Origin of the sequence: Bacillus nakamurai (assembly GCF_001584325.1) — a bacterium.
Classification (GTDB): Bacteria; Bacillota; Bacilli; order Bacillales; family Bacillaceae; genus Bacillus; species Bacillus nakamurai.
Genome location: NZ_LSAZ01000042.1, coordinates 78,335 through 87,523 on the forward strand (window position 1 = coordinate 78,335; position 9,189 = coordinate 87,523).

General features: G+C 47.5%; 12 protein-coding genes. 5 read left to right on the top strand and 7 right to left on the bottom strand.

Annotated elements, in window-relative coordinates; all coding sequences use genetic code 11:
- Positions 1–10: 10 nt before the first annotated feature.
- Together AXI59_RS18020 and AXI59_RS18025 are read right to left on the bottom strand one after the other, a co-directional pair.
- Positions 11–319 (bottom strand): metal-sulfur cluster assembly factor, encoded by a 309-nt coding sequence (locus AXI59_RS18020; RefSeq protein WP_061528920.1) that lies wholly within the window; start codon positions 317–319, stop codon positions 11–13.
- Positions 320–381: 62 nt separating this feature from the next.
- The gene (locus AXI59_RS18025; protein ID WP_061528921.1) at positions 382–1,149 is read right to left on the bottom strand and encodes a prolyl oligopeptidase family serine peptidase; all 768 of its coding nucleotides are present in this window, start codon (positions 1,147–1,149) and stop codon (positions 382–384) included.
- A gap of 120 nt (positions 1,150–1,269) precedes the next feature.
- Here AXI59_RS18025 and AXI59_RS18030 point away from each other — a divergent pair, with 120 nt between their 5' ends.
- The 3 genes from AXI59_RS18030 to AXI59_RS18035 all read left to right on the top strand — a co-directional run bounded on the left by AXI59_RS18030 (position 1,270) and on the right by AXI59_RS18035 (position 2,527).
- Positions 1,270–2,082, top strand: coding sequence for a Cof-type HAD-IIB family hydrolase (locus tag AXI59_RS18030; RefSeq protein WP_061528922.1), 813 nt, complete (start codon positions 1,270–1,272; stop codon positions 2,080–2,082).
- A gap of 98 nt (positions 2,083–2,180) precedes the next feature.
- Positions 2,181–2,330, top strand: a complete 150-nt coding sequence (locus AXI59_RS20100; RefSeq protein ID WP_167348392.1) for a hypothetical protein — start codon at positions 2,181–2,183, stop codon at positions 2,328–2,330.
- Entirely contained in the window at positions 2,330–2,527 is a 198-nt protein-coding gene (locus AXI59_RS18035; protein ID WP_061521787.1) for a DUF3813 domain-containing protein, read from the top strand. The genes AXI59_RS20100 and AXI59_RS18035 overlap by 1 nt, the downstream gene beginning before the upstream one ends.
- A gap of 75 nt (positions 2,528–2,602) precedes the next feature.
- On the opposite strand, the gene AXI59_RS18040 is transcribed toward AXI59_RS18035, so the two are convergent.
- Positions 2,603–3,064 carry a BsuPI-related putative proteinase inhibitor gene (locus AXI59_RS18040; RefSeq protein ID WP_061528923.1) on the bottom strand — a complete coding sequence of 154 codons (462 nt, stop codon included), beginning with the start codon at positions 3,062–3,064 and terminating at the stop codon, positions 2,603–2,605.
- A 14-nt stretch (positions 3,065–3,078) separates the two neighbouring features.
- A complete protein-coding gene (locus AXI59_RS18045) occupies positions 3,079–3,921 on the bottom strand; it encodes a YitT family protein (RefSeq protein ID WP_061521785.1) in 843 nt (280 codons plus the stop codon).
- 135 nt (positions 3,922–4,056) lie between these two features.
- Between AXI59_RS18045 and AXI59_RS18050 the strand changes: the two genes are divergently transcribed.
- Positions 4,057–4,908, top strand: coding sequence for a DegV family protein (locus AXI59_RS18050; protein WP_061528924.1), 852 nt, complete (start codon positions 4,057–4,059; stop codon positions 4,906–4,908).
- A 51-nt stretch (positions 4,909–4,959) separates the two neighbouring features.
- Positions 4,960–5,082 (top strand): hypothetical protein, encoded by a 123-nt coding sequence (locus AXI59_RS19895; protein WP_014470021.1) that lies wholly within the window; start codon positions 4,960–4,962, stop codon positions 5,080–5,082.
- Between the two features lie 49 nt (positions 5,083–5,131).
- On the opposite strand, the gene AXI59_RS18055 is transcribed toward AXI59_RS19895, so the two are convergent.
- The 3 genes from AXI59_RS18055 to AXI59_RS18065 form a co-directional block, all read right to left on the bottom strand.
- Complete coding sequence (locus AXI59_RS18055) at positions 5,132–6,382, bottom strand: CYP152 family fatty-acid peroxygenase CypC (protein WP_061528925.1); 1,251 nt, start codon at positions 6,380–6,382, stop codon at positions 5,132–5,134.
- A gap of 133 nt (positions 6,383–6,515) precedes the next feature.
- Positions 6,516–8,165, bottom strand: coding sequence for a methyl-accepting chemotaxis protein (locus tag AXI59_RS18060; protein ID WP_061528929.1), 1,650 nt, complete (start codon positions 8,163–8,165; stop codon positions 6,516–6,518).
- A 2-nt stretch (positions 8,166–8,167) separates the two neighbouring features.
- Complete coding sequence (locus tag AXI59_RS18065; RefSeq protein ID WP_061528926.1) at positions 8,168–9,142, bottom strand: BMP family lipoprotein; 975 nt, start codon at positions 9,140–9,142, stop codon at positions 8,168–8,170.
- Positions 9,143–9,189: the final 47 nt, after the last annotated feature.

Genomic DNA, 9,189 nt, shown 5'->3' on the forward strand with positions numbered 1-9,189 from the left:
GCCTTTCTTATTATTGAATGCCTAATGCAATTTTCGCGTAACGGGACATTTTATCCCTTGTCCACGGCGGATTCCAGACGATATGAACTTCCGTCTCTTTTACATCCGGAATATCGGAGAGAGCTTTTTTTACCTCATCAACGATAACCGGAGCGAGCGGACATCCCATTGATGTCAATGTCATTGTGACGTGCGTCAGACCGTCATCATCCATATCAACGTTATAAACAAGGCCGAGATTGACGATATCGACGCCGAGCTCAGGGTCAACAACCTGCTCCAAGGCGCCCATAATGTTTTCTTTTAATGCTTCCTCCACGTTCCATCACTCCTTTTTCCTCAGTATAACGTAAAACTTGCTTATCTTAACACCTTTGTGCTTTATAAATGCTTATCGAACCACGCGACTGTTTCTAAAACAGCGTGTCTCGGAACTTTATGATCAGCCCGTTCGTCTTTTATAAATTGAAGACGCTCAGGCCGTTCGCTGTAATGCGGTTTGATTGTTTCATAAAAGCCGCGGGTCGGCGCATACGGAACGACTTTGTCTTTCACACCATGCCAAAATAACAGCGGACGATGGCGTAATTTTTCAGGCTGCAGGCTGAGATCAAACGTTTTCAGACGCTCAAACAGTTCATCGACTTTCTCCTGGCTGACGTCAATGTCAATTCCCTGCTGCTGAATATGCTCGAGCTGCTGCTGAAAAAACGCCGTGTAATTCGGGCTTCCCATCAGACTGACGCCGGCTTTGATCCAATCATATACAGCCATTGCGCCGAATGTCGTAATGCCTCCCATTGACGTGCCCGCAAGCCCGATCCGCCCATCATCAATAAGGCCTCGTGCCTCAAAATCCTCCTTCAGCACACGGAGCTCGCTGATTTCATTTAAGACGATGTCCCAAAAATGGACAGAAAGCTCTTCTGCCGATAATTGTTCAGCGCGCTCACCATGGTAAAGGGCTTCCGGCAGCACCGCCCTGAACCCTTTTTCAGCAAGCAAGTAGGCAAAATGAAGATTATGCTCCTTGGCGCTTGTAAATCCGTGAATAAAGAAAACGAGAGGGACGGCACGGGCTCGGTTTTCTTCTTTTACAATATGTAAAAACGGAATGCCGGATACGGATTGATGATCAATTAGAATCACGATGACTCCCTCCTTAGGATAACCATTATCATAAGTGTAACATGTAGACAATAAAGATGGTAAAAAGCTACACTGTACATAAGAGAAAAGCAGCAAAATATATGATTGAAGGAGTTATGTATGGAGACAAAACCTTATATCATTGCCCTAGACCTAGACGGAACCTTGTTAAAAGATGATAAAACCATATCCCATGAAACGGCCCGGACGATCCAATTGCTCAAAGAGGCCGGCCATCATGTCTGCATCTCGACAGGGCGTCCGTTCCGTTCCAGTTCGATGTATTATGATGAGCTGGAGCTTACAACGCCGATTGTCAATTTTAACGGGGCGTTTGTCCATCACCCGAAAGACGACTCATGGGGCCGCTACCACACGTCTTTATCAGTTGACGTGGTTAAACAGCTCGCCGATCTCACCGATGCCTATCAGATACATAACGTGCTTGCAGAAGTCATTGATGACGTTTATTTTCATTACCATGATGAGCATTTAATCGAGGCCTTTCATATGAACACGGCGCGTGTCACGTTCGGCGATTTGCGAGAAACCGTAAAAGAGGATGTGACGTCCGTATTAATTCACGCAAAGGAAGAGGATGTGGCGGACATACGTGCACATCTATCCGATGTCCACGCCGAAGTGATCGACCACAGAAGGTGGGCCGCTCCGTGGCATGTGATTGAAATTATTAAGCACGGCATGAATAAAGCGGTCGGTCTGAAGAAAATCAGCGACTATTATAAAGTTCCGAGAGAGCGGATCATTGCATTCGGGGATGAGGATAACGATCTGGAAATGCTTCGCTTTGCCGGATGCGGCGTGGCAATGGGAAACGGAACGGATGAAGTGAAACAGGCGGCGGACCGCATCACCGACACAAACGAAGCGGACGGAATCGCCCGGTTTTTGAAGGACTATTTTTCTCTGTAGGAAGCGATATAAATTTTTTCCCACTTATAACCCGCCGCAGCCCGCCCATACTAAAAGAGACGACTCATCTCGTCAAAGTATGGAAGGGGGAAATTGCAATGGGTAAACGAAACAAATCAAAACGGTTTATTCAGCAAGGCAAGGACTCTGTCAGCCTACATGACGCAAGATTTCCATATCGGTCTACATTAGCGGATGCGCAGCATGACGGCGCGAAAGAAGCAGCTGAAAGACAGGTCGATTATTAATGAGAAACGAATTGTTCTCTCAAGCAAAATCATTTGTCCAACAGGCTGTCATGATTGCAAACGGTTTCGAGGACGGCGACCGGCAGAAAGCCGTCTTACGGGCTAAAAATGCCGTATCTTCCGCGTACGCCAATTCGACAGATGCAGAACGTCAGCAGCTGCACCAATTTCAGGATCAGCTGGAGAAATTGCAATAACCTGCGGGATTCCGCAGGTTTTTCTTTAAAGCAAAAAAAACGGCGCTGGTTTTCAACCAGACAGCCGCTTTTCATTTATTTCACTTCAAATGTTTTTACCGTTTTCAGTCTTTTTCCGACCTGATCAGACTTTCCTAAAAATGTCACCGTCACCGTGTATGTCCCCGGACCGGGCACGTCTTTCCATACATCTGAAAAGTCATACGTTTCGTTCGGCATTAATGTGACGGTCTGGAACGCCTGGGTAAACATTCTGTCTTTTGAATAACGGTACAGCTCCTTGTTATGCTGGTCATGTACGGTCAATTCGAATTTCTGCCCTGAGCTGAATGTAAAGTCAATCGGATTTGCGCCTTTGTTTTTTAAGGACATTTGAAATTCAATTTGGTGATCAGTCTGCACAGGATTAACGGTCAATTCAACTTGTTGTTCATTCATCTCTCCCGATACCTCCTCAGCGGGCTCCTTCTGCCCGGATTGACTGCTGCATCCGATCAATAAGATGACCGGGAAAAACAGGCCAAACAGCCATTTCATTCTATCCGCTCCTATCAGTCTTTTCTGAAGAAACCAAAAATCCCAGTCGTTTGGACGATGTTCGTGAAGGCTTTCGGATCGACCTCTTTTACGATTTTCTCTAAATCGTACAGTTCATACCGCGTGATGACGATGATCATCATTTCTTTCTGCTCGTTTGTGTAAGCGCCCTTTGCCGGCACTGTCGTAATGCCGCGGACCATTTTTCCGTAAATCGCTTCTTTGATTTCTTCGGCTTTTTTCGTGACGATCATGGCGGTCAGTTTCATATGGCGGGTATGGATGGCATCAATCACCCTTGTTGTGACATAAAGTGTGACAAGGGTATATAATGCTTTCTCCCAACCTTGCAATAATCCTGCCGTCAAAATGATAATCCCGTTTAAGATGAAGAAATACGTGCCGACCGGTTTATCTTTCCATTTGGCAAGCACCATCGCGACAATATCGAGGCCGCCCGTTGATGCGCCGTATTTCAGCGTAATTCCGATGCCTACAGCCGATATCACCCCTCCGAATACCGCATTCAAAAGAATATCATGCGACAAGCTTTTTTCGGGCAGAATTCCCATAAAGACGGTGGTCAGCGCCACGCTTAACACGCTGTAGATCGTGAATGACTTTCCGACCTTCAGCCATCCTAAAACGCCGACCGGAATGTTTAAGAGGAACAAGAGCACTCCTGTCGAAATATAAAAGGGGGCGTATTGGTCAACGACGCTTGATAACAGCTGTGCGACTCCGGTAAAGCCGCTCGCATACACATTTGCTGGAATGAGAAATAAATTCAGCCCGGCCGCGTTCAGAAATGCGCCGATGACGACGATTACTAATTTTTTTGATTGTTCAAGTACCATAGCTTGCTCCTCCGCTCATTTTCATTATTAGCTTTTCCCTTAAAACAAATATTTGAACACAATTTTGCCAAATTTATATGATATAGTTGGCATATCTCTCATATTTTGAGGAATACCGGAAAGAAGGGAATTATAATGACAGTTCACCTTATTGCTGACAGCGCCTCTGATTTGCCGAGTTCTTATTTTGAAGCGAACCAGATTGGGTTTATTCCGCTTAACGTGTCACTTGACGGCAAAGAATATGAAGACGCGGTCACCATTCAGGCGGATGATATATTTAAAGCGATGCGTGATGGGAAAATTCCGAAAACATCCCAGGCATCACCGGAAACTATTAAAAATGTGTTTTTGCAATACGCAGAACTGGGAGAGCCGGCGCTTTATCTCGCCTTTTCTTCAGGCCTTTCCGGCACTTATCAGACGGCCGTGATGGTCGCCAATGAAGTAAAAGAGGAATTCCCCGATTTTGACTTGCGGATCGTCGATTCCAAGTGCGCTTCATTAGGGTGCGGCCTTGCAGTCATGCACGCTCAAACACTCTGTGTTAACGGGAATACGATACAAGAAATTGAATCGTCTGTAAAGAACTTTTGCGCACATATGAAGCACATTTTCACGGTGGATGATGTAGCCTACCTTGCGCGGGGCGGCAGAATTTCCAAAACATCCGCTTTTGTCGGCGGATTGCTGAATATAAAGCCGATACTGCATGTGGAAGACGGCAGGCTTGTTCCGCTCGAAAAATTGCGGGGACAGAAGAAACTGTTTAAGCGGATTATTGAGATGATGAAAGAGGAAGGCGGAGATTGGGAGAACCAAACCGTAGGAATCAGCTATGCTGATAATGAAGACACCGCTCTCAGCATGAAACAGCAGATCGAAGAAGCGTTTCAGCCGAAAGAGGTCATTCTTCATTCAATCGGGTCAGCCATCGGCGCTCATTCCGGGTCGGGAACGCTTGCGATTTTTTTCTTAACGCCATAATTTCAAATGCGGCCGGGCATCCTAAGAGGAAAGGAAGGGAGGCTTCGCCGTATGAAAGACGATGATAAAAAACCGCTTGACAATAACGCCCTAAATCAGAAAAAGAACCGGCTTGCCGAAAAAAACCGCCAGGCTGGCAAGAAACAGGAATCAAAAAAACCCGATCATCTGTGATCGCAAAAACAGCCCTCTTTTTCAGGAAGAGGGCTGTTTTTTTGTCGTTTTATTTGAGTCTTACATGGCTTATCACAAATCCGCTTTCAGGCAAAGCCGGCATTCTGGACAGGCTGAAGCTCAGATCTTGGGGCGGAACATCGTACTCTATTTCATTAGTGAGAAACGCAAGGGAAGCCTTCATCACTTCCTCGGTCATCCCCTCACCTGGACAGCGGTGGCCATGAGCCGGATCGCCTCCGCCCTGAGGAATGAAATCAAATTCCTTTTCCTCCCGCCCCAGAAAACGTTCCGGGCGAAAATCATTCGGATTCTCCCAAAGCCGGGGATCATGGTTTGTCCCATATAAGTCAAGCATGACGGATGCCCCCTTTTTAAACTCACAGTTCTTCCAAACGAAATCCTTTTTCACGACGGCTCCTAAAAACGGGGCGAACGGGTAATACCGCCGTACTTCATGTACAAATCTTTCGGCATCCTGATCATTTCCCGACCTCAGCTTATTCCGATATTCAGAGTGTTCATGCAATGCCAGAGCTGAGAATGTGATGAAGTAAGAAATGGCGGCAATCGGGCGCAGCACATTTATAAGCTCGACGGCAGCCATATGAGAATCAAGTCTGCTCCCGTCCAGCTCTGTATGAAAAGCCATTTCATACAGGGCTGAGCCCTCCGGCGTTTGCAGCTTGCCGGACCGCACATCCTCAATGACCTCCTCTAACCATTTCTCCGTTTTCGGCCGCGCCCTTCTGCCTTTCCAATGGCGCGGACCGACAGCGCCGAATGCGTCTACCATAGCGGTGAAATCCTCCGCCCGCTCTTTCACTTCTGATTCTTTCAGCGGGACGCCGGCCCAATCACAGGCAGCCCGGCACAGCACTTTCTTCGCTTCATCAAAAAGGACAATTCGGTCTGAATCCTTCCACTTTTCGGCCGATGCTTCCCACTGTTTTGCCACCTCTTCTGCAAACCGTTTTTGCCGGGGCGGCGTCATCAGCGACATAAAAAGAAGCTTCCGGTGCTTATGCCGTTCGCCGTCCATTGCCTGAATTGCCCCTGTGCCGAATAATGTTTTCTGCACCCGCTTGGGGAGGGCATGCTGCCGCTGAAATCGTTCCGTGTCATAAAAAAGCTTTGCGGCTTCCGCTCCGCTCATGCAAATGAATGTCTTCCCCAATAAACGGGCGCGAAACACATCTGAGCGATACTTCTCCGCTCTGTTTTTCACAAATACATAGCCATCGCGCAATAAAGCCAGACTGTTATCAAGACCCTTTTCATGCGGGATTTGTTCATTCATCCCCATTCCTCCCTTCTACTTTCACCTTTCACGAAAAAGAATGAATATAAACACATGTATATTCAGTATCTGTTTTTCACTCAGAAGTTATTCATGTCAGGCTGCAACAAATCAGGGATGGCGCAAAAGCCCGTTACAATGTAAAACGGCGGACCTGATCATTTAACCGTTCTGTCAGGCTGCGCAGGGCATTAACGCTTTGTGTCATGTTTTTAAAGGATGACAGCTGCTCCAAGGCTGAGGCTGAGATTTCTTCGCTTCCGGCGGCTGTTTCCTGAACGACGGCACTGATGCTTTCGGCATGCTGCAGCACTTGTTCACCAAGCTGTTTCGATTCACGGATTTGCCCGTCTAAGTGAGAAAGCTCCGCCTTAATGTGCGCGGCTTTCTGTTCGATGTGCGCAAAGGAGCCGGATGTTTTATCCATCAGCGCCTGCTGCCTGTCCGCTAAAGCGACGCCGGTGCTGACGGCCCCCGTAATAGATGTGATGCCTGCTTCAATTTGCTTCACCATATCGAAAATCTGCCCGGTCGCTTTTGTTGAGCCGTCTGCCAGTTTTCGTATTTCCTCCGCAACGACGGCAAACCCTTTCCCCGCTTCTCCGGCTCTTGCCGCCTCAATCGCTGCGTTTAACGAAAGCAGATTCGTCTGGCCGGCAATTTCGGAAACGGTTTGCGCCATCATATTGATTCCCGCCGCGTGTTCTATGAACAGATCAGCGGCTTTCGAAATTTCTTTTGATGTTTCATTGCTTTTGTCAATCGCTTGTTTTGTTTCTGCTAAAGCGCTTCGGCCTGCAGCCACCGCTGAAATGGCGTCCTCACTGCTTGCCGTCGTCTGTTTTGAGCGTTCAGCGTTCGCTTTTGCGTGCTCATCCATTTTTTCAATAAATATTACCGCATGCTGCAAGTCTTCTGAAATGGTTTGTGAGCCCTTTGCCATTTCTTCCGTTGATACGGACACCTGCTCGGTCATTTCCGTGAGTGTCTGGTTTTCTTTCGTCAGGCCTTCTGCAAATGTTTCCACTTCACGGCCCACCTCTCCGATCGCCTTGATTAAGGTGCGGAGCTGTTCTGTCATAATTCCGAATGAATCATTCAGCTCTTTCAGCTCGTCTTTTCCTTTGTAATCGAGTTTTTCAACGGCAAGATTTCCGCTTGCGATCTGCCGGGCGTTTTCGGCCATCCGGCGGATCGGCCCGGCAATTTTCTTCGTCAGCCTGATGGATGAAAACACGGTGACGGCAAGGAGCACGATCGTTAACGCCGCTGCGCTGTAAACGATAAATTGAATTTGATCGGCCGTTTCTTTCTGCATCTGTTCATAACGGCTGCGGCTTTCAAGATTGAGCATGTAAATGTCATTCAGCAGGCCGTTTATACGGGCAGCTGTCCTTGTCGCTTCGGCCGGACTCTTTGTATTAAGGGCCGCAACCGCCTCCGTCTGCCATGTTTCGTATTTTTTGGAGAGCTTGTCATAGGCGGCTTTTCCCGCCGGGTCAGTCATTGTTTTTTGAAGCGCGCTCAGCCGGCCGGAGCTGTTTTTCATATAGGTGCGGACGCTCTCTTTCTGGGCATCGGCGAGCGTGTAGGAGTAGCTTGTGATGCTTTCTTTCAATGTATTGAGTTCAGCCTTTGCCGCCTGGACGCTTAACAGCGCTTCAACCTCATCTTCATTTGAAGCTTGAATCTTCATCATGTTTACAATCGTAAAACCGATGACAGCGGCAAAGCATATCATCGTTACAGCCGCATTAACGAGAAGTCTGGTCCGTAATGTCACGCTCATTCCCCTCCCTTTTCGATCAGCTTGCTTTTCATATCAGCGATTTTTTTTGTGAGCTCATCTGAATGTTTCACGATTCTGATCTGGGCTAATTCCATGCCATTTTCCTTTAATCCGTAAACGATTTGGCCGCTTTTGATTTGCTTTCTGTTTTTTAAATCTTTGGCCAGCTCATAGATCACATGGTCAACGTTTTTCACTAAAGAGGAAATAACAGCGTGTTCGGCAGTGTAATACTGGTCGCTGTCCACACCGATCGCGTATTTCTTTTCGGCCTCAGCTTCCTTCAGCGCCCCTACACCCGTAAAACCGGCCGCCGTAAACAGAACATCGGCTTTTTGATCAATCATTCGTTTGGCGATCTTCTGCCCAAGCTTGTCATTATCAAACGATCCGCTGATTTCAGACAGCACATGGATATTTGGCTTAATTGATTTCGCCCCTTCCAAAAAGCCTTTTTTAAACCGTTTAATGACGTCGGCATCTGAGCCGCCGATAAATCCGATCGTGCCGGTTTTTGTTGTCATGGCCGCCAGCGCTCCGGCTAAATAGCTCCCCTCATCCTCTTTAAAGGTAACGGAGGTAACATTTTTCAGTTCAGACACTGAATCAATCAGCACAAACTGCTGGTTCGGATATTTTTTGGCGACCTTCTCTAAATCCGGCTGCATGCTGTAGCCGAGCGCCACCACAAGATCATTCCCTTCTTTTACAAGCTGGGTCAGCCCTTTTTCATATGTGCCGGTATCCTTTATTTCTCTGTAATCAAATGTGACGCCGAGCTCGTCCCTTGCTTTCATTAAGCCTTGAAAACCGGAATCATTAAAGGACTGGTCACCAAGCCCGTTGTCCGTCAGCATCATCCCGATTTTTTTCGTCTCGCGGCCGGCCGTTTCGTCTGATTGGCTGTTTTCACATCCGGCTGCACCGAGTGCGATCAGCAGAACAGCCGCAAATATCACCATTTTTTTCATTGAAACTCTCCTTTGCGGTTTTTTCTATATATCGGTCTGCATGTCAG

Excerpts from the sequence above, each read along its gene's own strand:
- AXI59_RS18030 (WP_061528922.1), top strand. The coding sequence starts at position 1,270 with ATGGAGACAAAACCTTATATCATTGCCCTAGACCTAGACGGAACCTTG.
- AXI59_RS20100 (WP_167348392.1), top strand. The coding sequence starts at position 2,181 with ATGGGTAAACGAAACAAATCAAAACGGTTTATTCAGCAAGGCAAGGAC.
- AXI59_RS18035 (WP_061521787.1), top strand. The coding sequence starts at position 2,330 with ATGAGAAACGAATTGTTCTCTCAAGCAAAATCATTTGTCCAACAGGCT.
- AXI59_RS18040 (WP_061528923.1), bottom strand. The coding sequence starts at position 3,064 with ATGAAATGGCTGTTTGGCCTGTTTTTCCCGGTCATCTTATTGATCGGA.
- AXI59_RS18045 (WP_061521785.1), bottom strand. The coding sequence starts at position 3,921 with ATGGTACTTGAACAATCAAAAAAATTAGTAATCGTCGTCATCGGCGCA.
- AXI59_RS18050 (WP_061528924.1), top strand. The coding sequence starts at position 4,057 with ATGACAGTTCACCTTATTGCTGACAGCGCCTCTGATTTGCCGAGTTCT.
- AXI59_RS19895 (WP_014470021.1), top strand. The coding sequence starts at position 4,960 with ATGAAAGACGATGATAAAAAACCGCTTGACAATAACGCCCTAAATCAG.
- AXI59_RS18055 (WP_061528925.1), bottom strand. The coding sequence starts at position 6,382 with ATGAATGAACAAATCCCGCATGAAAAGGGTCTTGATAACAGTCTGGCT.
- AXI59_RS18065 (WP_061528926.1), bottom strand. The coding sequence starts at position 9,142 with ATGAAAAAAATGGTGATATTTGCGGCTGTTCTGCTGATCGCACTCGGT.